The sequence below is a fragment of the Aeromonas rivipollensis genome (assembly GCF_037811135.1).
In the GTDB taxonomy this organism is placed as follows: domain Bacteria; phylum Pseudomonadota; class Gammaproteobacteria; order Enterobacterales; family Aeromonadaceae; genus Aeromonas; species Aeromonas rivipollensis.
Window position 1 is genome coordinate 2719733 of sequence record NZ_CP149130.1, and the last position, 25135, is coordinate 2744867.

21 protein-coding genes are annotated in these 25135 nt (G+C 59.1%); 7 read left to right on the plus strand and 14 right to left on the minus strand.

Annotated features, from left to right (window positions below; genetic code table 11):
* The first annotated feature begins 487 nt into the window (after window positions 1-487).
* The 6 genes from kup (at window position 488) to hypA (ending at window position 8007) form a co-directional block, all read left to right on the plus strand.
* A complete protein-coding gene (gene kup, locus WIR04_RS12240) occupies window positions 488-2356 on the plus strand; it encodes a low affinity potassium transporter Kup (protein WP_338887223.1) in 1869 nt (622 codons plus the stop codon).
* 435 nt (window positions 2357-2791) lie between these two features.
* A complete protein-coding gene (hypF, locus tag WIR04_RS12245) occupies window positions 2792-5197 on the plus strand; it encodes a carbamoyltransferase HypF (RefSeq protein ID WP_338887224.1) in 2406 nt (801 codons plus the stop codon).
* A 5-nt stretch (window positions 5198-5202) separates the two neighbouring features.
* Window positions 5203-5454, plus strand: coding sequence for a HypC/HybG/HupF family hydrogenase formation chaperone (locus tag WIR04_RS12250; protein ID WP_338887226.1), 252 nt, complete (start codon window positions 5203-5205; stop codon window positions 5452-5454).
* The gene (gene hypD / locus WIR04_RS12255; RefSeq protein WP_338887228.1) at window positions 5448-6566 is read left to right on the plus strand and encodes a hydrogenase formation protein HypD; all 1119 of its coding nucleotides are present in this window, start codon (window positions 5448-5450) and stop codon (window positions 6564-6566) included. The genes WIR04_RS12250 and hypD overlap by 7 nt, the downstream gene beginning before the upstream one ends.
* Before the next feature lie 85 nt (window positions 6567-6651).
* Window positions 6652-7656 carry a hydrogenase expression/formation protein HypE gene (hypE, locus tag WIR04_RS12260; protein ID WP_338887230.1) on the plus strand — a complete coding sequence of 335 codons (1005 nt, stop codon included), beginning with the start codon at window positions 6652-6654 and terminating at the stop codon, window positions 7654-7656.
* 9 nt (window positions 7657-7665) lie between these two features.
* Window positions 7666-8007 (plus strand): hydrogenase maturation nickel metallochaperone HypA, encoded by a 342-nt coding sequence (hypA, locus tag WIR04_RS12265; RefSeq protein ID WP_201894708.1) that lies wholly within the window; start codon window positions 7666-7668, stop codon window positions 8005-8007.
* Here the strand turns inward: hypA and WIR04_RS12270 are convergent.
* Window positions 7985-8371: a hypothetical protein gene (locus WIR04_RS12270; protein WP_338887234.1), complete on the minus strand. Its 387-nt coding sequence runs from the start codon at window positions 8369-8371 to the stop codon at window positions 7985-7987. The genes hypA and WIR04_RS12270 overlap by 23 nt on opposite strands.
* Between WIR04_RS12270 and hypB the strand changes: the two genes are divergently transcribed.
* Window positions 8252-9112: a hydrogenase nickel incorporation protein HypB gene (hypB, locus tag WIR04_RS12275; protein ID WP_338887236.1), complete on the plus strand. Its 861-nt coding sequence runs from the start codon at window positions 8252-8254 to the stop codon at window positions 9110-9112. The two genes, WIR04_RS12270 and hypB, sit on opposite strands and share 120 nt — an antisense overlap.
* A 353-nt stretch (window positions 9113-9465) precedes the next feature.
* On the opposite strand, the gene WIR04_RS12280 is transcribed toward hypB, so the two are convergent.
* The 13 genes from WIR04_RS12280 to WIR04_RS12340 all read right to left on the minus strand — a co-directional run bounded on the left by WIR04_RS12280 (window position 9466) and on the right by WIR04_RS12340 (window position 25130).
* Complete coding sequence (locus WIR04_RS12280) at window positions 9466-10107, minus strand: ATP-binding cassette domain-containing protein (RefSeq protein ID WP_338887238.1); 642 nt, start codon at window positions 10105-10107, stop codon at window positions 9466-9468.
* Window positions 10108-10221: 114 nt separating this feature from the next.
* Window positions 10222-11010, minus strand: a complete 789-nt coding sequence (locus WIR04_RS12285) for an ATP-binding cassette domain-containing protein (RefSeq protein ID WP_338887240.1) — start codon at window positions 11008-11010, stop codon at window positions 10222-10224.
* A complete protein-coding gene (locus WIR04_RS12290; protein ID WP_338887242.1) occupies window positions 11004-11819 on the minus strand; it encodes an ABC transporter permease in 816 nt (271 codons plus the stop codon). The genes WIR04_RS12285 and WIR04_RS12290 overlap by 7 nt, the downstream gene beginning before the upstream one ends.
* Window positions 11809-12813 carry an ABC transporter permease gene (locus WIR04_RS12295; protein ID WP_420883423.1) on the minus strand — a complete coding sequence of 335 codons (1005 nt, stop codon included), beginning with the start codon at window positions 12811-12813 and terminating at the stop codon, window positions 11809-11811. Before WIR04_RS12295 ends, WIR04_RS12290 begins: the two co-directional genes overlap by 11 nt.
* Complete coding sequence (locus WIR04_RS12300; protein WP_338887246.1) at window positions 12798-14396, minus strand: ABC transporter substrate-binding protein; 1599 nt, start codon at window positions 14394-14396, stop codon at window positions 12798-12800. The genes WIR04_RS12295 and WIR04_RS12300 overlap by 16 nt, the downstream gene beginning before the upstream one ends.
* A gap of 114 nt (window positions 14397-14510) precedes the next feature.
* Complete coding sequence (gene hybE, locus WIR04_RS12305) at window positions 14511-15029, minus strand: hydrogenase-2 assembly chaperone (protein ID WP_338887248.1); 519 nt, start codon at window positions 15027-15029, stop codon at window positions 14511-14513.
* Window positions 15011-15541: a HyaD/HybD family hydrogenase maturation endopeptidase gene (locus WIR04_RS12310; protein WP_338887250.1), complete on the minus strand. Its 531-nt coding sequence runs from the start codon at window positions 15539-15541 to the stop codon at window positions 15011-15013. Before WIR04_RS12310 ends, hybE begins: the two co-directional genes overlap by 19 nt.
* Window positions 15541-17244, minus strand: coding sequence for a hydrogenase 2 large subunit (gene hybC, locus WIR04_RS12315; RefSeq protein ID WP_338887252.1), 1704 nt, complete (start codon window positions 17242-17244; stop codon window positions 15541-15543). Before hybC ends, WIR04_RS12310 begins: the two co-directional genes overlap by 1 nt.
* A complete protein-coding gene (hybB, locus tag WIR04_RS12320; RefSeq protein WP_042871392.1) occupies window positions 17241-18428 on the minus strand; it encodes a Ni/Fe-hydrogenase cytochrome b subunit in 1188 nt (395 codons plus the stop codon). Before hybB ends, hybC begins: the two co-directional genes overlap by 4 nt.
* A complete protein-coding gene (gene hybA, locus WIR04_RS12325; RefSeq protein ID WP_338887255.1) occupies window positions 18421-19464 on the minus strand; it encodes a hydrogenase 2 operon protein HybA in 1044 nt (347 codons plus the stop codon). Before hybA ends, hybB begins: the two co-directional genes overlap by 8 nt.
* 2 nt (window positions 19465-19466) lie before the next feature.
* Window positions 19467-20600, minus strand: a complete 1134-nt coding sequence (hybO, locus tag WIR04_RS12330; RefSeq protein ID WP_338887257.1) for a hydrogenase 2 small subunit — start codon at window positions 20598-20600, stop codon at window positions 19467-19469.
* Between the two features lie 657 nt (window positions 20601-21257).
* The gene (locus WIR04_RS12335) at window positions 21258-22154 is read right to left on the minus strand and encodes a hypothetical protein (protein ID WP_338887259.1); all 897 of its coding nucleotides are present in this window, start codon (window positions 22152-22154) and stop codon (window positions 21258-21260) included.
* Between the two features lie 18 nt (window positions 22155-22172).
* Window positions 22173-25130, minus strand: coding sequence for a glycoside hydrolase family protein (locus WIR04_RS12340; RefSeq protein WP_338887261.1), 2958 nt, complete (start codon window positions 25128-25130; stop codon window positions 22173-22175).
* Window positions 25131-25135: the final 5 nt, after the last annotated feature.

Consider the following 25135-nt stretch of genomic DNA (forward strand, 5'->3'; position numbering starts at 1 on the left):
CATTTTTAACTAGCGGTGCAATTCACTTCGTTCATTGCACCATACTTGCTGTCTCTTGATAAATAAAGACTCCATTGCAGCCTTACCCCCTTCTCTTTTACTGCCAGAGCCACTCTTTATTGGTCAGCATTTTATCGTTTATTTCTTGGCCAGCTTGATGCAAAACGCTGGTAAAAATGGATAGCCAGCTAAAACAATCACTTGCCAGGGCCTGGACGGGGTATTTCAATCAGCGGCCAATTAATAATTTCGTTAGTCACCCCTTTTTGATTATTTATACCTGAGCATACTCCCACAGACTCTGTGTCATCATACGCCAAATCGCAGATAAACAGACTGTGTCCCATGATGAGCCTCTTTATATCCAGTTAGCTCCCTTTCCCATTGCAATCCTTGAATACCCTCCCGAATAACGATCCCGGTTTTCCGATCGCTCGGGACCCCTGTGTTGGCGACTATGCCACCGGTAATCTGACAAGATAATTTCATGAACTGTACTAAGAAACCCGCCCTGTCCGGCGTCATGCTGGCGGCGATCGGCGTGGTCTATGGCGATATCGGCACCAGCCCGCTCTATACCCTGCGCGAGTGCCTCTCCGGCCAGTTCGGTTTCGGGGTGGAGCCCGCCTCCATCCTGGGCTTTCTCTCCCTGATCTTCTGGCTGCTGATCCTGGTGGTCTCGGTCAAGTACCTCTCCTTCGTGATGCGGGCAGACAACGCGGGCGAAGGGGGCATACTCACCCTGATGTCGCTCGCGACCCGCAACACCCCGGCCAAGTGGACGCCGGTGCTGATCATTCTGGGGCTCGTCGGCGGCAGCTTCTTCTATGGCGAGGTGGTGATCACCCCGGCCATGTCGGTGATGTCGGCCATCGAGGGCTTGAAGATAGCGGCCCCCTCCCTGGATCCCTATATAGTGCCGCTCTCGGTGCTGGTGCTGACCCTGCTGTTCGCCATCCAGAAACACGGCACCGCCACCGTGGGCAAGCTGTTTGCCCCCATCATGCTGATCTGGTTCCTGACCCTGGCGGTGCTGGGCCTGAACAGCATCCTCCAGCACCCCGAGGTGCTGGGGGCGCTCAACCCCATCTGGGCGCTGCGCTTCTTCATGACCTACCAGAGCGCCTCCTTCTTTGCCCTGGGCGCCGTGGTGCTGGCCATCACGGGGGTGGAGGCGCTCTATGCGGACATGGGGCATTTTGGCAAGAGCCCCATTCGCCGCGCCTGGTTTATGGTGGTGCTGCCATCGCTAGTGCTCAACTACTTCGGCCAGGGGGCCCTGCTGCTCGGCAATCCCGAAGCCATCGCCAACCCCTTCTTCCTGCTCGCGCCCAAGTGGGCGTTGCTACCGCTCTTGCTGCTCGCGACCCTGGCCACCGTCATCGCCTCCCAGGCGGTGATCTCCGGGGTCTTTTCCCTCACTCGTCAGGCGGTGCGCCTGGGCTATCTCAACCCCATCCGCATCGTGCACACCTCGGAGCAGGAGTCCGGCCAGATCTATATTCCGGTCATCAACTGGCTGCTCTATCTCTCTGTGGTGATCGTCATCATGAGCTTCGAGCACTCCAGCAACCTGGCGGCGGCCTATGGCATCGCCGTCACCGGCACCATGGTGCTCACCTCCATCCTCTCCTGCTCGGTGGCCCGCCACAGCTGGCACTGGCGCAAGCCGCTGGTGGCCACCCTCTTCGCCCTGCTGCTCGCCATCGACGTGCCGCTCTTTGCCGCCAACCTCGCCAAGATCTTCTCCGGCGGCTGGCTGCCGCTCACCCTGGGGGCCGTCATGTTCACCCTGATGACCAGCTGGAAGAGCGAGCGCTTCCAGCTTATTCGCCGCCTGAACGAGCACGGCAACTCGCTGGAGCCCATGATCGCCTCCCTGGAAAAATCCCCGCCGACCCGGGTGGCGGGCACCGCCGTCTATATGTCGCGGGTGGTCAACGTCATTCCCCATGCGCTCCTGCACAACCTCAAGCACAACAAGGTGCTGCACGAGCGGATCATCCTGCTCACCCTGAAGGTGGAGGATGTGCCCTATGTCCATAACGTGCGCCGGGTCTGCATCGAACAGCTCTCCCCCACTTTCTGGCGGGTGGTGGCGAGCTACGGCTGGCGCGAGACCCCCAACGTGGAGGAGATCTTCCACCGCTGCAACGCCGAGGGGCTGAGCTGCCGGATGATGGAGACCTCCTTCTTCATGGCCCACGAGTCCCTCATCATGAAGGAGCGCCCCTGGTACCTCTATCTGCGGGGCAAGCTCTTTATGCTGCTGCAACGCAACGCCCTGCGGGCGCCGGATCAGTTCGAGATCCCGCCCAACCGGGTGATAGAGCTGGGATCCCAGGTGGATATCTGATGGCGGGCGCCGCGCCCAAGGCCATGACACGCAAGAGGGAGGCAACCGCCTCCCTCTTGCGTGTCTGGAAGCCTGGGTTTTCCCACGGGTTCTCGAGCCACCAGCGAACGTGGCGCCCCTCACAGGATCGCAAAGAAGCGTCGCGTCTGGCACTCAAACCGGTGCGAGATCAAGGTAATGGGGGCCACTGACCCGATAAACTTGGCCCCCGCGGCAGGATGAGAGGCCCTCTTCCCTCCCCTGCCCAGGCTACGCCCCCGCTATCGAGACGCAGCCCGTTGCAACCCTGCGCATTGCATTCCTGTCCTGCCCCTGTCCGTTGTACCCAATGGCCGGCGCCGTGGTGGCAGGCCTGCAGATGGGAGTTCGATATCACATGACACCCCTCAAGATGATCGCCATCTGGCCCAGCCTGACCCCCCTCAGGATGGCGCCATGACGGCACGGACCCAGACTCGCTCCAGACTGCGCCGCAAATTTCATATCGACGGCATAGTGCAGGGGGTCGGCTTTCGCCCCTTCGTCTATGGGCTGGCGCTGCGCCACGGCCTTGCCGGTTATGTGTTGAACGACGCCAACGGCGTCACTATCGGCGCCGAAGGATCGCCTGAGCAGCTCGCCAGCTTTGCCCGCCAACTGCGAGAACTGGCGCCGCCACTGAGCCGAATCGATCATTTCAGCGAGCAGGAACTGCCCCTTGCTCATGATCCCGACTACAACGGCGCCTTTCATATCAAGGCCAGCCAGCAGCTAAGCGCCGCCACTGTCGCCATCTCGCCGGATCAGGGGATGTGCGAGGCGTGCGCCACGGACGTGGCCAACCCCGCGGATCGCCACCATCGCTATCCCTTTACCAACTGCACCCACTGCGGCCCGCGCTACACCATCATCCGCCGCCTCCCCTACGACAGGCCCCATACCGCCATGGCGGGCTTTGCCATGTGCCCGCGCTGCGCGGCGGCCTATGAAAACCCGCTGGACAGACGCTACCACGCCCAGCCGGTGAGCTGCCCCGAGTGCGGGCCCCATCTCAGCTGGCGCTCCGGCCGCGGCGATGCGCTGGCCGAGCGGGAGGATGCCCTGCAAATGGCTGCCCGCACCCTGCGAGCGGGCAAGCTTATCGCGGTCAAGGGGATGGGGGGCTATCACCTGATATGTGATGCCCGCAATGAACAGAGTGTTGTCAGATTACGAATGCTCAAGCGGCGCGAGCGCAAGCCGCTGGCGGTGATGATGGGCTCCCTTGCCGAGGCCAAACTGCATGTCACCGGCTGCGAGGCAGAGTGGAAGCTGCTCGCCTCTCAGGCCAGACCCATTACCCTGCTGCGCAAGCGCACTCACGATGATCGGCTCTCAGAATCACCACAACCAACCGCGCCGCTGGCCGACGGAATAGCCCCCGGCATTCCCTACCTCGGGGTCATGCTCCCCTATACCCCGCTCCACCAGCTGCTGCTGGACGCCTGCGCCATGCCGCTGGTGGCGACCAGCGCCAACGGTCGCGGCAGCCCTATCCTTATCGAGTGCGAAGAGGTGGTCAGGGAACTCGGCAGCGAGATTGACGGCATTCTGGATCACAACCGCCCCATACTGCACCCCTGCGACGACAGTCTGGTGCAGTGGGCAGGCGGACGGCGCCAGACGTTGCGCCTCGCCCGGGGCTATGCCCCCTGCACTCCCAGCCTGAAACAGGCGGTCAATTTGCCGCTATTGGCTGTCGGGGCGCAGCAGAAGAACCAGCTGGCGCTGGCCTTCGGTCGCCAGCGCATCTACAGCCCCTATATCGGCGATCTGCACAGCCTGCCGATGCAGGATCACTTCGAGCAGACCCTGGCGACCTTTCGCGATCTCTACGATCTCAAACCCAAACTGCTGGTCTCGGATCGCCACCCGGGCTACCTCAGCCACCAGTGGGCCAAGGACTATTGTCTGGCTCAGGGTGCAACCCATCTCGAGGTGCAGCACCATCACGCCCACCTGCTCGGGGTGATGGCAGAGCACGACATCAGGGGCCCTGTGCTGGGAGTTGCCTTCGACGGCACCGGCCTTGGGGATGACGGCACCCTCTGGGGCGGCGAGCTGCTGCTGGCCGATGTGAAGGGCTTTGAGCGGGTTGCCCACCTCACCCCCTTCAAGCTGATCGGCGGCGAGGCGGCGATTCGCGAGCCGGTGCGCCAGCTGCTGGGGCTGCTGTTTGAATCGCATAGCCCTGAGGAGATCAGCACCCTCGATATTCCGGCGATCAAGCAACTGCCCCTTAAGCGGATCAGCAATCTGCACCAGCTCTGGCAGCTGGGTCGCAACGCCCCCCATACCAGCTCCATCGGCCGGCTGTTCGATGCAGTGGCGGCGCTGCTGGGGGTGATCGATACCCCGGATTACGAGGGCGAAGCGGGGCTCCTGCTGGAGGCGGCCGCCTTGCAGCTGGCCCCCGATGAAGCGCCCTTCCCCCTCGCCTTTGACCTCAGCCAATCAACAGAGGGCCCACTGCAGATCGAGTGGGCCGAGCTGATCCATACCCTTGTCAGCGAGCGGCGCCAAGGCACCTCAACCGCCAGTCTGGCAGCCGGTTTTATCCACGCCATCAGCAATCTGGTGGTTGTCCTGGCCGAGCGCTTCCCCGGCTATCCGGTGGCGCTCGGGGGCGGCGTCTTTCAAAACCGGGTGCTGATGGATCAGCTTGTGCCCGGCCTCGCAGCCGCCGGCCGCCAGGTATTAACCTCTGAAACCCTGCCGCTCAATGACGGTGGCATCGCCGCCGGTCAGCTCTGGTTTGCCATCCACCATCTTGCCACGCACCAGCCTGCCACAGCCGGTTGTGCCACCTTGTCGGAGTCCTGAAATCCATGTGTCTATCCATCCCCTCTCAGGTGGTGCAGTTGCACCCCGAAGATAACTGCGTCACCGTCGACACCCTGGGGGTACAACGGCGCGTCAGCTGCATGCTGCTCGAAGAGCCCCTCCAGGTGGGGGACTATGTGCTGCTCCATATCGGCTTTGTGATGAGCAAGATTGACGAAGCGGAGGCGCAGGCCAGCCTCGAGAGCTTCCGCCAGATGGTGGCCCTGATGCCCAAGCAAGATGTGTTGCCATGCTGACCTTGAACGACCTGTTTCAGGGCTTTCGTCAGCCCGACGTCATCCGCGCCCTCGCCGCGCAGATTACTGAACTCGCAAAAGATCTGCACGAGCCGCTACGGGTGATGGAGGTGTGCGGCGGCCATACCCACACCATCATGAAGTACGGCCTGCCCCAGCTGCTGCCGGCCAGCATCGAGTTCGTCCACGGTCCCGGCTGCCCGGTCTGCATCATGCCCAAAGAGCGCATCGATCAGGCCATCGAACTGGCTAGAGAGCCCAACGTCATTCTGGTCACCCTGGGGGACATGATCCGGGTGCCGGGCTCCAAGGGCACGCTGGCCCAGCAACGGGCCAAGGGGAGCGATATCCGCCCGGTCTATGACCCCCTCGATGCGCTACGCATCGCCCGTGAGAACCCGGACAAAACCGTGGTCTTCTTCGCCATCGGTTTCGAGACCTCCACCCCCATGACAGCCGCGCTGCTGGCAGCAGCCGACGCTGCGGGGGTGGAGAACCTGCTGTTTCATATCAACCATGTGCTGGTGCCGCCTGCCATCCACGCCGTGATGGCCGACGGGGTTGCCAAGGTGAACGCCTTTATCGGCCCCTCCCACGTCAGCGTCATCACAGGTGCCGATATCTACCTTCCCATCGTCGATCGCTATCAGGTGCCGGTGGTGGTGAGCGGCTTCGAGCCGGTGGATGTAATGGAGGCGCTGCTGATGATGGTGCGCCAGAAGGTGGAGGGTCGCTACGCGCTCGAGGTGCAGTACAGCCGCGCCGTCACCGCCAGCGGCAACCGCGCCGCCCAGCGGCTGGTCGACCAATATTTTGAAACCCGCGAGCACTTTCGCTGGCGAGGCCTCGGGGACATCAACGCCTCCGCCCTGCGCCTGCGCGATGCCTTCGCCAGGCGCGATGCGGAGCGCCACTTTCAACTCAGTGAGACCCCCATCGATGACCACAAGGCGTGCCAGTGCGCCGATATCCTGCGCGGCCTGGCCAAGCCGAACCAGTGCAAAGTCTTTGGCCGGGGCTGCACCCCGACCCAGCCCATGGGCAGCTGCATGGTCAGCTCCGAGGGGGCCTGCAATGCCTACTACCGCTATATGGGGATCCAGCAGCAATGAGAGAAATTCAACTTAGCCACGGCGGTCGGGTGATGGGTGGAGATGAACCAGCCTGTTTCGGCAATCTTGTGGAGAACCAGACCCGATGAGAGAAATTCAGTTAAGCCATGGGGGCGGCGGCGTGGAGATGAACCAGCTGATCAACCAGCTCTTCTTTCGCCATTTCAGCAACGAGATCCTGCTGCGCGGTGAGGATGCCGCCCTGCTGCCGGTAAGCGGGCCCATCGCCTTCACCACCGACAGCTTTACCGTCTCGCCGCTGTTCTTCGAGGGGGGCGATATCGGCAAGCTGGCCATCGCCGGCACGGTCAACGATCTCGCCATGATGGGGGCCAAACCCGAGTATCTGAGCGCCAGTTTCATTATCGAAGAGGGCTTCCCCTACGCGGATCTCGTCCGCATCGTCGAGTCGATGGCCGCAGAGCTGGCCAACAGCGGCGCCCGCATCGTCTGCGGCGACACCAAGGTGGTGCCGAGGGGAGCGGCCGACAAGATCTTTATCAACACCAGCGGGGTCGGCACCTTCCCGCTGCCTGAGCAGAGCCGGGGTATCTCGGTGCGGAGCCTCAAGGCCGGTGACGCCATTCTGGTATCGCGGGATATCGGCAGCCACGGCGCCTGCATCCTGATGGCCCGCGACGCCCTGCAGCTGGGCTCGACACTCAAGAGCGACTGCACCACCCTCTGGCCCCAGGTGGAGGCGCTGCTGCAAGCGGGGCTTACCCCCCATGCCCTGCGCGATGCCACCCGCGGTGGCCTCGCCGCCGTGCTCAACGAGTGGAGCACCGCCTCCCAAGTAGGTATCGAGCTGGAGGAGTCCGCCATTCCGGTCTGCGATCCGGTGCGCGGCCTGTGTGAACTCTACGGTTTCGAGCCCCATGATCTCGCCAACGAGGGCACCATGGTGCTGGCTCTGCCTGCCGAACAGGCGCAGGACGCGCTGGGCATATTGCGGCAGTTCAACCCCTCCGCCAGCCAGATCGGCGTGGTGCAGACGAGCGATCGCCACAAGGTGGTGCTCAACAACCCCTGGGGCAGCCGCCGTTATCTGGAGCTGCCGCAAGGGGAACTACTCCCGCGGATCTGTTAAGGAATCACCATGCACGAAATGTCTCTGGCCATGGCCGCCATCGATCTGGCGGCCGAACAGGCCACCCAGCGGGGCTTTACCAAGGTGACCGCCCTCTGGCTCGAGGTCGGCAGCTTCTCCTGCGTCGACCCGGATACTATTGCCTTCTGTTTCGAGGCGGCCGCCAAGGGCACCGTGGCCCAAGGCGCCCAGCTCCACTTTCAGCACCAGGCGGCAGAGGCCTGGTGTTACGACTGCAACAAGACGGTCACCCTCACCGAGCGCGGGCAAGCCTGTCCCGAGTGTGGCGGATACAAATTACGAGTCGCGCAAGGCGATAGCCTGCGCATCACCGACATCGAGGTAAGTTGATATGTGTAGCGTATGCGGATGCGGCCAGGCGCGGATTGCCGGCCATGAAGAGGATCACGACCATGCACACCCCCACGCTCACGATCATGAGCACCATCATCACCATGACCATGAGCACGGCCACCCTCATGCCCATGATGCTCATCACGAACATGAGCAGAGCGCACCGCGCACCCTGATCGTTCACCACCACTATCACCATCAGGGGGATGTCCATCACCACTACCACGGGGTACGGGCGCCAGTGGGAGCAGAGGGTCATGAGCACCATCACGATCACCCCCACGACCATCATCATGAGCATGCCCACCCGCACCACCATAGTCATGCTCATGACCACGAGCATCCCCATGACCATGGTCATGACCATGACCATGACCATGACCATGACCATGACCATCAGCAGGGTGATCTGCACTATGGCAAAGGGGAAGCGGGATTGTCGGTACCCGGCATGGGGCAGCGCCAGCTGATCGCCATCGAGATGGATGTGCTGGCCAAGAACAATGCGCTGGCGGCCCACAACCGCGAACACTTCGATGAGGCGGCCCAGCTGGTGCTTAACCTGGTGTCGAGCCCGGGGTCAGGCAAGACCACTTTGCTGTGCGAAACCCTGCGCCAACTGGTCGACAAGCGCCCTTGCGCTGTGATCGAGGGGGATCAGCAGACCAGCGCCGATGCGGATCGCATCCGTGCCACCGGCGTCCCTGCCGTGCAGATCAACACCGGCAAGGGCTGCCATCTGGATGCCAAAATGGTCCACGACGCCTGCCACCAGCTGCCTGCCAATGAAGGGGGCATCCTCTTTATCGAGAACGTGGGCAATCTGGTCTGCCCCGCCAGCTTCGATCTCGGCGAGAAGTACAAGGTGGCGATCCTCTCCGTCACCGAGGGGGAAGAGAAGCCCCTCAAATACCCGGACATGTTTGCCGCCGCCCAGCTGATGGTGATTAACAAGATCGATCTGCTGCCCTATGTCAGCTTTGACGTGGCCCGCTGCATCGAGAACGCCAAACGGGTCAACCCCTATATTCAGGTGATCCAGGTCAGTGCCACCACGGGTGAAGGGATGGATGCCTGGCTCAACTGGCTGGCCACTGCCTGAAGATGAACCGATTAAACGCCGTTGCTAACGGTGGGTAACAAAAGAGGGAGGCTGATGCCTCCCTCTCTTTTATCTGTAGACCTTGTCGGCTGTGCTATCTGTCCAAAATGGACAGCGTCCCACACTCGCTTCCCCTCACCCTGGCCCTCTCCCCAGGGAGAGGGAACTGGTTTGTGGATGCCGCAACTATACGACCCCCTCAAACCCCTCAGGGGGGCTTCTAGCATAACAACCAGCCATATATTCAAGCCCCGAGATTCTCCAAACCCTAAACCCTGAGCGTGGTGAGATGGCACCTTCAGCTCCCTTCTCCCCTTGCGGGAGAAGGGTTGGGGATGAGGGGGAACCAACTATCAGGCTGCACTTTCGGCAAGCACCATAGTCTCAGGCTGCATCTCACCAAAGCGCAGCACCCGATGGCAGATCTGGCGCAGCAGCGCCTGCTGATGACTGAAGACAAGCATGGCGAGCCCACGTTGCTCGCACTCAATCATCAACTCCAGCCAAATATGACGCTGAATTTGCGGATCCAGCTGGGCAGTCACCTCGTCGGCAATCAGCAGACGGGTACGGGGATCGAGGGCGCGCAGCAGGGCGATGCGCGCCAGCTCGCCACCGGAGAGCTGACCGGGTTTACGACCGAGCCACGCAGGCTTGACCATAAAGCGGGCCAGCATGGCGTCATCGGGGCGCCAAACATCCCAGAGCGCCTGCCCTGTGGTGCGATAGGGGTTGAAGGTGAGTTCCGGGTGCTGGGGCACCAGCTGGATGGGGTTATAACCTTTTACCTGCAGAGGTACCGGCTGCCCATCCAGCAGGATCTGCCCACCTGCCCGAACCGGTTGCCAGCCCGCCAATACCCGCCCCAGCGTGGTTTTGCCATAACCGCTCGGGGCAGACATCCCCAGCCGCTCGCCCGCCTTCACCGTCAGCGACAACCCCTGCCAGAGAGGGCGTTCCCCCTGGGCGATTGTGAGATCCCGTACTTCAAACATCAGCAGACCTCCGGGGTAACAAAGGGTGAACGGCGTTGTTGCAAGCCCTGAGATTGGATCCCCGCCATTGCATATTTGCCGTGCAGCAAGCTGCCTGTTTAAGAGACGCGAACATCAGGAAACCTCCGGCACAGAGAAGAGAGCATTCAATTCCGGCAGCGCCTGCCAGTGGGCGCGGAGCATCTCGCTCCCCTGCCCCTGACGAAGATGGTGGCTACTCAGGGTATCGCTCACCTGCCCCTGATGCAGGGCCACGATGCGATCGGCAAAGCGGGCCGCCAGCGCCAGATCGTGGGTCACCCAGAGGATGCCGCTGCCCTGATTGGCCAATTCACGCAACTGGCTGAGCAACTGGCAGGCCAGCCCCTCGTCGAGCCAGGCGGTGATCTCGTCCGCCAGAATGTAGCGAGCGCCGCCAAGGGCCGCGGTGCAGGCCAGAATGCGCTTGGCCATGCCGCCGGAGAGCTGGCGCGGGAATCTGTCCAGGGTGGTCGCGGGCAGCTGGTAGCGCAGCAGTTGCTCGCCGAGCCGCTCGCGAGAACCGCTCTGGCCACAGAGGCGTGCCGCCCGGCCCAGCTGACGCTCCACCGTCAGCAATGGATTGAGGGCGCTTACCCCCTGTGGCACATAGCAGAGGGTGTGGCCGCGCAGACGAGCGCGGCTGGCATCGCACAGAGGTGTGCCATCAAGAGATATGCTGCCGCGCATCCGCAGATTGTCCGGCAGCAGGGTCAGGGCGCTTTGCAGCAGCAGGCTCTTGCCCTCGCCGCTCCCCCCCACCAGCGCCACTATCTCCCCTGGCGACAGTTGCAGGCTGATATCGGTCAGCAAAGGCTGCCAGCTGCGCCGCCCCAGCCAGGAGTAGTGGGCCGCCTCTATGGTCACATGGTCAAAACTCAGCATGGTTCACTCCTGTGCCACAACAGCTGTTGCAAGGCGCGAGTAGCCTGATCAAACAGCAGTACCAGTAGCAGCAACATCAGCCCTGGGAAGAGGGCCAGCCACCAGCCGCCACCGGCCAGATAACGCAACGCATCGGCCAGCAGCAGACCCAGCGAAGCCTCGTGGGCCGCCAGGCCAAAGCCGAGGAAGCTTAGCGCCGCGCTATGCAGCACCGCGTGGGGAAACATCAGCAGGGTGCCGATAAACCACTGGGGCAACAGCCCCGGCAACAGGTGGGTGCGCCAGCGGCGCAGCGCCCCCATCCCCTGACAGCGCGCCAGCACCACGTAATCGCTGCTGGCGATCCGCCGTGCCTCCGCGCAGAGAATCAGCGCCAGCTTGGGCCAGTGGGTCAGCGCTACCGCCAGGATCACCCCGCGCATGCCGCCCCCTGCGGTAAAGCAGATAAGGATCAACAGCAGCATATGGGGCAGCGCCAGCATGGCGTCGATAACCAGCCGCACCGCCGCATCGCACCTGGGGTGAATAAGCGACACGCTTGCCGCCACCATGGCCAGCAGGCCGCTGCACAGGGCTGTGCTGATGCCCAGCTCCAGACTGGTGAGGGTGCCCTGAAAGGCCCGTAGCCAGAGATCCCGCCCCATCTGATCGGTACCGAACCAGTGCACCAGCGAGGGAGGCTGCTGGCGGGCCAGCAGATCCATGGGCACATCCTGAGCCGACAAGCTCCAGCCATAGGCGGCCAGCAGTGCCAATCCAAGCAGGGCTACAGCGAGGCGCACTATGGAGGGAAGCGGATTAAACAGCATGCACACCCTCCCAGCCGTGGTTGATGCGGGCCAGCAGCAAACCGGCCACCGTATTGCCAATAAAGACCAGCAGGGTGCAGAAGAGCACTATGCCCATCAGCAGGGGGATATCCCCCCTCAGCCCCGCATCCACGGTGGCCTGGCCGAGCCCCGGATAGGAGAAGACCTTCTCTGCCAACAGGGATCCACCGATCAGCTCACCGAGGGAGGCAAACTGCAGGCAGAGCGCCGGGGTCAGGGCGTGGCGCAGCACGTGAAAACGCAGCATGGGCCAGCCGCCATCCCCCTGGGCGCGGGCGTAGCGGATAAAGTCGCTCGCCAGCACCTCGGCCACCCGCCCCCGGGTATGCAGGGCGATATTGCCAAGCCCCAGCAGGGCGAGGGTTGTGACCGGCAGCAGCAGATGACGCAATCGCATCAACCAGTCCGCCTCATCGGCAGCGAGCCCCGGCGTCCAGGCGCAGCAAACCGGAAGCCAAGGCCAGTGCACCGCAAACAGCGCCAGCAGCAAGAGGCCAACCCAGAAGGTGGGCAGGGAGGCGAGCAGATAGGCAAAGCGGCAAATCAGGCGATCGGGCCAGCGATTGAGATAGCGACCGGCGCAGAGCCCAAGCAGGATGCCAAAACAGCCGGAGAGCAGCCAGGCCCCCGCCAGCAGCAGGAAGGAGGCGGCAAAGCGCTGGCCTATTACCTCACCCACAGGCGCGTTGTAGAGCATGGAGTAACCGAGATCTCCTTGCAGCACCTGGCTGAACCAGTGCCAGTAACGCAGCCAGAGCGGCTGATCCAGCCCCCAGCGGGCGGCGATGCGGGCGTACTGCTCAGGCGGTACATGGAGCAGATCGTTGCCGATATAGGCCTTGATGGGATCGATGGGGGAGTAGCTCAGCAGCACAAAGGTGGCGACCGAGACCAGACACAAGAGCCCTGCCAGTCGCAGCAGGGCTTTCAGAGTTGCCATCATCATAGTGGACGAACTTAGCGGCACGTCCACCGCCAATCTTGCAGATTGTTGAGCAGGGACCAGCTACCGTGAATTTCCGGCGCCCCCTTGCCAAGATCGATGCAGCGGTTGGCGAGATAAGTGTGCTGCACATTGAGCAGCCAGGCCCAGGCCGCATCCCCCTGTACCCCGGCGCCACTCTTGCCATCCCACTCCACTTGCTGCCAGAAGGGCACGGCCGCCTGCCAGTTCGGGGCATCCAGCGCCTGCTTGAGGTGGCCATCCACCACAGGGTTGCTGTAGTAGCCCGGGTTGTAGAACTCCACCCCACCCGAACCGCTCTGGTAGTGGTGATAGAGCTCCATGGGATCCAGACTCCCCCACCCCATCAGCACCGGATTGGCGTGCATCTCGCGCTCCACCTGCTCCCAGCTGCCGGACTTGAGGCTCACCTCGAGGCCGATGGGTTTGAGCATGGCCCGCACCGCTTCCGCCAGATCCCGGCGGGTGCTGTCGCCACTGGTGTACCAGAGGGTAAAGGCGGCGCGCAGGGAGCCCTTGTGGCGAATGCCGTCACTCCCCATCTTCCAGCCTGCCTCGTCGAGCAGGGCATTGGCGTGGGCAGCATCGCCATCCTTGAAGGCGGTGGCTTTGTTCAGCCAGGGCAGGCCTTCTACCGCGCTGTAAGCAGGGATGGCGTGCCCTTCCAACAGCTGATCGGCCAGCAGCTTGCGGTCGATGGCGTAGTTGATGGCGCGGCGCACCGCCACGTCCGAGGTCACGTCGTTGCCGATGGGATAACCCTTGGCATCTTTGCCACCCGCTGGCGGAATGGGGAAGACGATGCCGCGGTTCTCCACGCTTGGCCGCACCCACAGCTTGAGGGAGGCAGGGACTGTGGGCGCCAGCGAGGGGGGAATGCGCACCAGGTCGAGCTGGCTACTCTGGGCGGCAGCATAGGCGCTCTCTTCATCGATAAAGACAAAGACCAGCCGCTTGAAGTCATTGTTGCCGCCAGCGTAATGGGGGTTGGCCTCCACCACCAGCTGCTGGCCGGGCAGGAAGCTCACCAGCCGGTAAGGGCCGGCGCCGACCGGCTCGCGGGCATAACGCTTGGGATCGTAATCCTGCTTCGACACTATGCCCAGCGACCCCAGCACATTGACGAAGGTGCTCTGGGGGGCACTCAAGCTGATGGCAACTTCGGTGGGCGACACCACCTCGGCCTTCACGAAGTTACCCATATCGATCTTGCCGCCGCCCTTGGCGGCGCTGTTGTAGGTAAAGGCCACATCCTCGGCATCGAGCGGCGCGCCGTTGGAGAATTTCAAATCCGGCTTGAGGCGGATAAGCCACCCCTTGCCATCCTGGTTCGGGGTCACCGCTTGGGTGAGCAGGTTCTGCCAGCCGAGATCGGCGTTTTGCTTGAGCAGCGGACTGTGCAGCAGCAGGTAGCTGCCGTGGCTCCAGCCGAGCAGAGGGTCGAACCCTTCGGTGGGCTCGGCGCCGATGGCGAGCTTGAGTTCGGCGGGCAGCGCCTGAGTGGCGGGGGCGGCCTGCACCCAGGGGCTGGCGCCGAGCAGCAGAGCCAGTACAGCAGTGGCGCCGCGTGGATCACAAGGTCGGATGGTCATGGTATTCCTCGTTCATGGGTTGCCAGGTTGAGTGAGAACGCGAGAAAGGTGGCACCGATAGAAGCGAATAAGGGGCCGATAGGGCCCCGTCTCTTTTTTGCCAATGCAGGCAGGCTAACGCCCGCGCGCACCGAATAGCCGTCTGCGACCCAGATCCACGCCGCCAACCCCTTGCTGCACCGGCAAGGAGAGCAGCATCTTGAGGGTGCTGCTCACCAGCGTTCTCCCCTGCTCGGCCCCGAGATGGGGATCCAGCGGCGACATCAGCGAACAGGCCAGCAGCTGCCCCGTCTCGGGCAATTCACCCACCATAAAGGTCAGGTTGCCGCAGGGGAGCTGCAGGGCGAGCCGATCGCTGCTGCTGCGCACCGGCCAGAGTTGATCCGGCCCCGGCAGCACCACCAGGCTCAGCATCCAGGGGGTGAGCACGCAGCCGAGCCACTGACCTTCAAACAGCGTGCACTCCGCCACGATTGGCATGGCCGGGTGATAGAAGGGCAGCCCTTGCATCTCTTCCCGGGCGATCCGCTCATATTGGGCCACCAGCAGGGTTGCGGGATTGCTGGCAAAACCGATGAACTCCTGCACGTATTCCTGCACAGCATCAACCTCGCTTAAATGGGACTGCGCCATAGACTCTCCCGTGCTTGTTCAGCTTTTTCTTGCTCAGAGAGCGGGATGGCGGGGGCGCCAACACTGGCCAGCAGGGTCAAAATCCGATCCTTGGCCTCCCCCATGGCCGCCGCCACCACTGGGGTGAGGCCGATGCGGGGTTCGAGGGATTCAGGCTCTATGCCGATCAGGGTGAGCCGCTTGGGGGATTCCCCCGTCATGTGCAGCGCCGAGAGCACGTCCGCCAGCCCCAGCTGATGGGGGGAGATCTTGCGGCCAAACAGGGTCGGGATCTCCTCATCCTTCAGGGTCACCACTGTGCCCGGCGGATTACCGCTGCGCACCGCATCCGCCAGAATGATGTGATCGCGATCGGCCATGGCTTCGAGCAGCTCCATGCCGGCGGTGCCGCCGTCGAGCAGCTCTATGCCGGGGGCGAAACGGTATTCGCGCCCCAGCGCCTCGACGATGCGCACCCCCACCGCCTCGTCACTCAGCAAGAGGTTGCCGACCCCCAGGATCAGGGTGTTCATCACAGCACCTTCACCTGAGTCGTTTCACCATTCTGGGTATCCACCACGTGGACCGCACAGGACATGCAGGGGTCGAACGAGTGGATGGTGCGCACCACCTCCAGCGGTTTGGCCGGATCGGCCACCGGGGTGCCCACCAGCGCCTGCTCGTAGGGGCCGGGCTCGTCGTTGAAGTTGCGCGGGCCCGAGTTCCAGGTCGACGGCACCACCGCCTGATAGTTCTCTATCTTGCCGCCCTTGATGACGATCCAGTGGGAGAGCATGCCGCGCGGCGCCTCTTCAAAGCCCACCCCGCGAAACTCCTTGTCCGCCGGGATCTCGGCCTTGATGTAGGCGGTGGTATCCCCCTTGCCGATGTTGTCGATAAGCGCCTTCCATTGGTGGGACAAGCTGTCTTTGAGCACACAGCAGCGCACCGCCCGGCCTATGATACGGCCCAGGGTGGAGTGCAGCTGTGCAGGTGTGATAGCAGAGCCGGTCAGCGCCTTGTAGATGCCGTTCAACTGGTCGAAGTGCGCCACCGTCTCCGGGTGCTTGGCGGCGAGTTTCACCAGGAGGTCGGCGAGCGGCCCCACCTCCACCACCTTGCCGTAGAAGGTGGGGGATTTGACCCAGGAGTATTTGCCGTCATCCTGCCAGCCGGTGTAGTTCGGCTCCGTCTTGCCCTCCCAGGGCTTGAGGGGGGCGTCATCCTTGTACCAGGCGTGCTTGTTGCTCTCGGCGATGCCATCCATCAGCCAGGCGTCCTGATGGCTCTCTATGGGGCGGTAAGCCGCCAGATCGCCGTTCTCGATATAGCCGCCCGGCATCAGGAAGCTGCCGCCGTTGGCGTCGGTGGGGAGCTCCGGCACGCTCAGGTAGTGTTTGGCCCCCTGCCCCAGGCTCAGCCACTCGGGGTAGTGGGCGGCGATGATGGCGGCATCCACCTTGTAGACCTGCTCGATAAACTCGCCGAGCCGATCGATAAAGCTCTTCACATAGAGCAGGCGTTCCAGGTTGAGCACGCTCGGCGCATCCAGGTTGATGGGGTTGGCCACACCACCCACCGCCAGATTCTGGATGTGCGGGCTCTTGCCGCCGAGAATGGCGACGATGCGGTTGGCATCGCGCTGGCACTCCAGGGCCTGCAGGTAGTGGGCCACGGCGATGAGGTTCACCTCCGGGCTCAGCTTCATCGCCTTGTGGCCCCAGTAGCCGTTGGCGAAGATGCCGAGCTGGCCGCTCGCCACCAGGGCGCGGATCTTCTCCTGCACCTTGGTCAGCTCTTCGGCGCTGTTGAGGGACCAAGTAGACACCCCTTTGAGGATGTCCGCCGCCTTTTGCGGATTGGCCTCAAGCGCCGCCGTGATGTCCACCCAGTCCAGCGCGGAGAGCTGGTAGAAGTGGACGATGTGATCGTGGATGTTGTGGGCCGCGATGATGAGGTTGCGGATGTACTGGGCGTTGACCGGCACCTTGGCACCGATGGCGTTCTCCACCGCCCGCACCGAGGCGATGGCATGAATGGAGGTACATACCCCGCAGATGCGCTGCACTATCATCCAGGCATCGCGCGGGTCGTTGCCCTTGACGATCTCCTCCATCCCGCGCCACATGGTGCCGGACGACCAGGCCTTGGTGACTATGCCGCCTTCGATTTCGCAGTCGATACGCAGGTGCCCCTCAATGCGGGTGATGGGGTCTATGGTGATACGTTGGCTCATACGTTGGCTTTCCCTCGGGCCTGATAATCTTGGTGAACACGTTCAAGTGATGGCAGTACCGGCAGCAGCCGGATCAGCAGCAAATAGGCACAGACCTCGATGGCGACGAATCCAAGGGAGATCAGCACTTCCGCCGCGGAGGGGAAGTAGTGGTAGCCATTGCCGGGGTTGAAGGCGAGCAGGGAGTAATCCAGTCGCCAGAGGGCTGCGCCCAGCAGCATGCTGAGGGCCCCCAGGAACAACATGCGCGAATCGCGGCGGCTCTTGTCCCAGTGGAACACCAGCAGCGGGAATATCATCAGCGCAATCTCGCTCCAGAACATGACGGCGTAGCGGTTGAACTCGGAGAGATAGGCCGACTTGTCGTTGATGACGATCTCGGCAAAGCGCAGCGCCACAAACAGGATCAGGAAGATGTCGATCACCTGGGTCAGCTTGTAGAACAGCGACTTCTCGTTGGGCCCCCGTCCCGCCAGCCCCGCCTGCACCAGAGAGCCCTCGAACACCACTATGGAGAAACCCATGATGAAGGCGGTCAACAAGGAGAAGACAGGCAGCAGCTCGTAGCTTTGCCAGAGCGGATGGATCTTCTCCCCCGCCACTATCATCAAGGATCCCATGGAGGACTGGTGCATGGTGGGCAACAGGGCCCCCAGCGCCAGGATGAAGAACATGATCTTGTTGAGCCGGGCCATGGAAGTCTTCCAGCCGAACTTCTCCAACAGCACGGGTGCGAACTCCAGCGCCATCACCCCGATATAGATGGTCATGCAGACCGCCGTCTCGAACAGCACCGAGGAGGTGTTGAAGAAACCCGGAATGTAGAAGTAAGGCAGGTTCCAGTAACGGCCTACATCTATGGTGATGGAGAGGCCGCCCAGCGAATAGCCAAACAGACTGGCCAACAGGGCCGGTCGCACCAGGGGGTGATACTCGCCCCGGTTGAAGACGTAGACTGCCCAGGCCAGTGCCCAGCCGCCGCAGGCGAAACCTGTACCGATCAGCAGATCAAACGAGATCCACAGCCCCCAGGGATAACCCCCGTTGAGATCGGTGACCGAACCCAGCCCGAAGATGAGGCGTTTGAGGATCAGCATGCCGCACAGGATGACGAAGGGCGCCAGCACTATGACGGGCCAGCTGACCAGCTTGCCACCGAGCGGATGTGCCTTGTGGTTACTCATGATCCTTGCCTCCCTTGTCAGAACCCGGCTCTTTGCCCTGCCCAGGCGCATGGTCCTCGTCATGAGGGTGCGCCTGATCGTGCTTCTTGGCATTGCGGCGAATGAGGACCGAGAGGCCGGTCAGCACCACCATGGGTAGCACCATCCCCTTGTAGAGGGTGTGCTGGATATGCTCCGAGCGCGCCCCTGAGGAGAGCTCCGGCAGATCCGGCATGTCGAGCTTGGTGTAAGGCACCCCGGCCAGCACCAGTACCTGGGTACCGCCCCCCTCCTTCTCGCCATAGACGTAAGGCTGGTAGCTCGGCACCTGGTGCAGGTAGGGATCGTTGGCGGTGAGGGTCTGGCGCGGATAGGCATATTCGCTGCCCGGGGTCGCCAGCAGGCGGCGCTTGGCCTCGGCCATCAGATCCTCGCGGCTGCCGAAGATCACGGCGCCGGTCGGGCACACCTCGACACAACCGGGCAACTTGCCCCGATTGATCCGCTCAAGCCCCTGCTGGTTGCAGAGCTCGCACTTGTGGATGGCCCCGAACGGGTTGTCGTAGTCATATTTGGGCACATCGAACGGGCAGCCCACCATGCAGTAGCGGCAGCCGGTGCAGACGCTCGGGTCGTAATGGACTATGCCGGTCTTGGGATCTTTTTTAAGAGCCTGCACCGGACAGACGGAGACGCAGTTGGGATCGACGCAGTGCATGCACTGCTTCTTGATGTAGGCATAGCCATCCACCAGCTGATCCTTGTGCTCACCCGTGCCGCTCTTCCACACCTGAATGATGTTGTTGGTGTAGGGCGTCAGCTTGTCGTTGTTGGACCAAGTCTGATCCCCCGCCGGGTTGGCCGGGTTGCCGTTGAGGCGCTGACACTCCGCCACGCAGGCCTGACAGCCGACGCAGAGGGTGGAGTCGTAGAGCATGCCAAGCGATCCGGGAATGGGCGGCTTGTTCTTGGCCGCCGCCATGGCGCTGCCGGGCACGGCGGCCCCTGCCGCCAGCGCGCTGGCGGAGGCAAACTTGAGGAAATTGCGTCTGTTCACGGTCACTCCTCCCGTGATGGGTGCTGCCCGGCTTCGTGGCGCTTCTGCTGGCGACCGAGTTCACGCACCGTCATCAGACTCACCCCCACCAGCACCCCGAGGGCGCCACCGATAAGGCCAGTCGCGGTGGGCGAGGTATAGCCCCCCTCCTGGATCTTCACATCGGGTTTATCCACCCGCGGAGTCGGGTTCTCCACCTTGGCGAGCTGGAAGATCCCCTTGCTGAACCCCACCCCCTGCTCGTTGCAGCCGTAGCAGGGGTGACCTATGCCCACCGGCCAGATACCGCCGCCCACGTCGCAGAACTCTAGGGTCGAGCAGTTGCCGTAGGTCTCCGGCCCCTTGCAGCCCAGATGGTAGAGACACCAGCCCTGACGGTGCCCCTCATCGCCAAACTCCTTGGCAAAACGGCCTGCGTCGAAGTGCGGACGACGCTCGCAGTTCTCGTGGATGAGGCGCTCGTAGGCAAAGAGCGGACGCTTCTTGGCATCCAGCGCCGGCAGCTTGCGGTAGGTGATGTAGTAGGCGACCGTGGTGAGGAAGTTGTGGGGATTGGGCGGGCAACCCGGGATATTGATGATGGGAGTGCCGATATTGCCGAGGGCCTCTTCCAGACTGACGGCGCCGGTCGGGTTACCACCACTGGCGGGGACGCCGCCCCAGGCGGAGCAGGAGCCGATGGCGATGACGGCAGCAGCATCGGCGGCGGCACGGCGAATATGGTCGACGATGGGCTCACCGGCCACCATGCAGTAGACACCGCCATCCTTGAGCGGAATGGAGCCATCCACCACCAGCACATACTTGCCTTTATAGCGCTCGATGGCGTTGTGCTTGTTCTCTTCCGCCTGATGACCAAAGGCCGCCGAGAGCACCTCGTGGTACTCCAGCGAGATGGTGTTGAGGATCAGGTTTTCTATGGTGGGGTGGGTGGCGCGCAGCAGTGACTCGGTACAACCGGTACACTCCTGCGCCCCAATCCAGATCACCGGCGGCCGCTCCGGGCTGGTGAGCGCCGTGGCCATCTTGGCCACGGCATTCTGGCTTAATCCCAGGGTTGCGGCCATCCCGGCGCACAATTTCATAAAGTCACGGCGATTAATTCCATGAGCCGATAAAAATGTATCCTCGACCATTCTTTTTATTCCCGTCAGTGAGCATTGTTTGACAAATGCTTAATGGCGGGAATGCTATGCCTCCCCCTCGCTCTGTATGTTGATCTTTATCAAGTCGGAGGGTATTAGTCGCCGATAAAACTCATCAACAAAAAACAAAAAATCCATATACAGCAATAGGTTATCGAAAACCATTCTCAACTAAAAAATACCCATTAGGGGTTATTTGTTGAAAATTTGGAATTAAAAACATTTAAACTTCGAGTTATTAGAATGATCCATCTCTCAAAATGAAAGCGATATCACAGAATCATTCTCCTGCGGATGATATTGGCTGTTATCGATACTGGGACCGCAATTTTTCCAAGTGGGGCTCATAAAGAAAGCTTGGAAAAAGCACTGTAATACCAAGTAATTAATCAAAATTGGATTGCGAATCATCAAATGACATACCACAGCAGCCTACACTCTGCTAGCTGATGCCATGCCTAGAGTGAGACTCAAAGCCCCCCCCACCAGAGACCTCCTGCAAACACGAAAACAACCGAACTCTGCTCCCTGACTCAAGGGAAAAACCAAGAAAGATAGTGATGCTGCCGCTGTTGCGTACTACCGGATATAAAAACACCGGCTAAAAGCCGGTGTCAGGTGATAACTAGATCTTTACAAACAATGAAATCAATCCGAAAAACTATTTATTTCCATATTAACCAAGCCCCCACTCTCTTTAAAATACACTTCAGTTTCGCCACCTTCCATGAAACTAATCAACTTAAGAGAATCTTTCGTCGGAATTTTATATGTTATAGAAATTTCACCGGTATCATTATTTTTCTTTGCAGAAGGAATTGTAAATTCATTATTTTTTTTACTACGAGAATGAGAAACTACATCATTGTAACTAGGAAGAAGAGAACCCCAACCACTATTGTCACTTAAACTGTTTACATAAAATTGTTTGTATGCAGCGTCTAGATTTCCATTATAGACACAATGATCATTTCTTTCATAATCACCATTATCATATCCAATAACAGTACAGACTATATCACCAATATTGTATTTTTCTTTATCAGAGATAGGAGTGAAGGAATCTTTATTGTTAGATGTATAAATCACACTCCATCCTTTATTATAAAAAACAATATCGCTTCCTATTTTTATAGCAAAGTGGTAAGGAAAGTCACACTCACTCTCGCCACTGTGCAATGGCTCAGAACGAGTTATAAAATCAATTTTGCTATCTTTTACTTTTTTGTATTCCCCATTATCACCTATATTTTCTTTGACATAGTGAATACTATCTAGATCAGACTTACCTCTTTTTTTGGGAAGATCAGAACGCATATTAACTTTACAAACACCAGGAATAGAAAGAACACCCTCATCTAATATAATCTTGCTATGTGACACAGCCTCCTTTAAAGCAATGCTTTTACTCTCAGATATAGTTAAGTTACCGATTGATTCTGGCGAACTATTTTTATCTGAAATTTTCTTGAAAAAATACTCATCAGCATAACTACTAGATGAAAAAAAACACAAGCACCAAATCATTCCTAGATAAAGCTTCATAACAATCCCTCTAAAAAACTAATGCGTTGAATCATATACATTATTTAAAAACATGTTGTGTTCTGCTTTGCGCCGCTTTACCAAACCTTTCTCTCCACCATTGGTAATATCAAGAAACTCTTTAGCAATTCCTTCATAATTTCTGCTAGCGATATTCTGTCGTAGTTTTGGTGCCTTACCGATAATAGGCAAAAGAAAATTTGCACCTGTATTGAAAAGCAGACTAACAAATGCATCAAACTCATTCTGGGATAAATCAATGTTTACATCTCTAGCCACCGCCCTCTCAAATTCACTTAGATCCTCACTAAATATTTCAAGCGCTGTTGCCTCATCAAGTCCATGCACAAAACGACTAGGGATAGAAATGTCTTCGCAACGTCCCTTCTCTATCAAGTGCCCATACCCAATAGTACAATAACCTTCAGAATCATTATAAGGAACATGCTTACCATTTTTAATTTTCACACTTTCCCAAGCTTTGATGAAAGCGATGCCTTGGGCGGAGGTTTTCCACTCTGCTGCAGGTCTACGGACAGTACTCTTTCTTTCCATGCCTTCGAAACTATTATGATACCCCTCTTTTAATATATCTATGGCATCTACAAGATCTTCGCGACGTTGATAAGGGCGAACACCTCTATTGGTCAATGGCTTTTTAAGATCACGACCAGACTGACAAGAATATATTTCAACATGTAGCATAAACACTACCGAGCCATTGATTTTAACTAGAGGTATCCCACGTTGTAATAATTTCCCCGTATAACCTACAGACTGCCCTTGCATAACAAAATCACCAACAGATACTTTTATGCGGTCAGGTGCCAGCTCACCATAACGCATAATAAATTCTCGGCCATCGTTGGTTCTATGCAGAATAGTTACTTCATAAGTCTCACAATAGAAATTAGCTACCTGTAGAACTTCTCCATTAGATACAGCAATAACCTCTTCAAAAGGATTCGTATAAAGGTCCCTAGCTGCATGCCTACGACCATTATTCCTTGGGTAACTAAATGTTGCCGCATTATTTCTCTCATCTGCAGACCAACATTTATTTTCCCATTTCTTACCTATATCATTCTCTGGTTTTACTTTTAGCGGAAAGATTATAGGTTTCGTGTTAGTACTGTTACGAAGCACTGCTATTGGATAAATATGCCAGATATCCTTACCAAGATTTAACTTGACAGCACTTTGCATCCACTCAAGCTTATCGATGCGCTGTTTTTCGTGATCTACCAATTTGTCAAAATCGGGTAGGTCAATTTTAGCCATCAGCTTGTCCAGCCACAGATAACTACTGGCCGAGGATTTTTCATACCACTCGCTGGGGTGCTTGACGATTAGCTTATGAAGTTGATCGGCATTACCGCTATTTTGCAGGGCAGCCTGGATCTCTTCACTGCTGAGCTCACCATTGCCATCGGTATCAAAACTATTTACCAGATTGGTAAAAAATGCAGACGGTGCATCGGGATCCAGATAGCCGTCAGAGCCTGAACCATCGACCTTTTTAAAACCTATCTTCAGCCAGTCATGTTGGCTCAAAAGCTCCACTTGCTCTTTCTTGACATATTTTCCTGACGAGACGCTGACCCACTCCTGCTTGGCAGCGTCTTTTTCCAGCTTGGGTGATTCAACCAGCTCTTCCAGACTCTTGTCACCGGTCGCAACCCAGAGATCTTTACCGTCCTGCGTTTTCTTCTCATGCAAGACGAGTTCGGCCGGCACCTTGGCATAGCTGGCACCGCCTTTTGTATTAGCTTTGTTGGCTAATACATCGTCCAGTCTGGGATCCTGGGTGAACACCTCAAGATGTACTTGATGCTTGCTCTTCTTGCCCCCGATGAGGGAACCCGGCGTTTCCACCAGGCCGAGGTAACCTATGGTCTCTCCCGCCGCTATGGCAACTGATGATGGCAACACATAGAGCTCACCGAGATGGGAGGGTGTACGCGCATTGACCTTGATAAATTCATCCTCAACGCACACCCAGGCCATGCCACAGCTACCGGGCGCCCCCTCCATAGTCGGCATCACATAGTTGCATCTGGCCATCTTGCGCGCCTTGTCACCAATCCAATGGAATTCCAATTGGTGCGCATCATACTGCAACTTGGTGCCCGCAGGCAGAGATACACTTCTGTCTCCCGCCATCAGACGACCTGTAGGTCCATTAAGAACAGGGTCCGCACGGCCAACCATATTAGTCAGCAGTTCCGCCTCTATCTGATCGAATAGCCAGGTAGGCAGGTTGGGTTTAATCACCTCGACAGCGTCCTGGCTATTGGCAATCCAGACTGCACTTCCTTCACTGACCAATACTCCCGCCTTCTCCGCCTCTTTTATCTGGGCACTGGAAAGCGGGCTCTTGATGATCACCTTGATGAAGTCATACACCTTGCCCCCGACATTCCCCTTTTGGGATGGCACACTGCTGTCCATTTCCAGTTCGGTATCCTTGGGCAGGGTGAAACGAGGCAAGGCGGCATCGGCACGCTGCTGATCGGCATCGGGATTGGCGTGAGGAACGGAATTGCGTGCATTCCAGCCCTTTTTCAGTACCAGTTTCTCGGCGGTTTGGTACTGATCCCAAGGCAGCAGATGCATATAGAGCGAATAGAAGGTGAACTCATTTTTCGCCTTCGTCTCGGGGTTTATTTCGCAATACTCATGTTCGACCAAACAGAAGCAGTTGGAATAGCGTAAGGATTCCTCTTGATACGCGGAGGTCAGGTAATCCTTCATCATCCGGAATGCCACCACCTTACCATCGGCCATGGCTCTGACGGGGTATTTATCCTTGCACCAGGGGGCACTCTGGTCGCTGATATGAATTCCGCCGTGCCATTTGTTGTGATTACCAAGGAGGTAATGGCCCGACTTTTCGCCATTGATGAGTGCCGTCAGCGCCTTGACGTCCTTGAATTCTTCCCCTTTGGCCGTGAGGATGGGAAATGCAAACTTCATGCTTT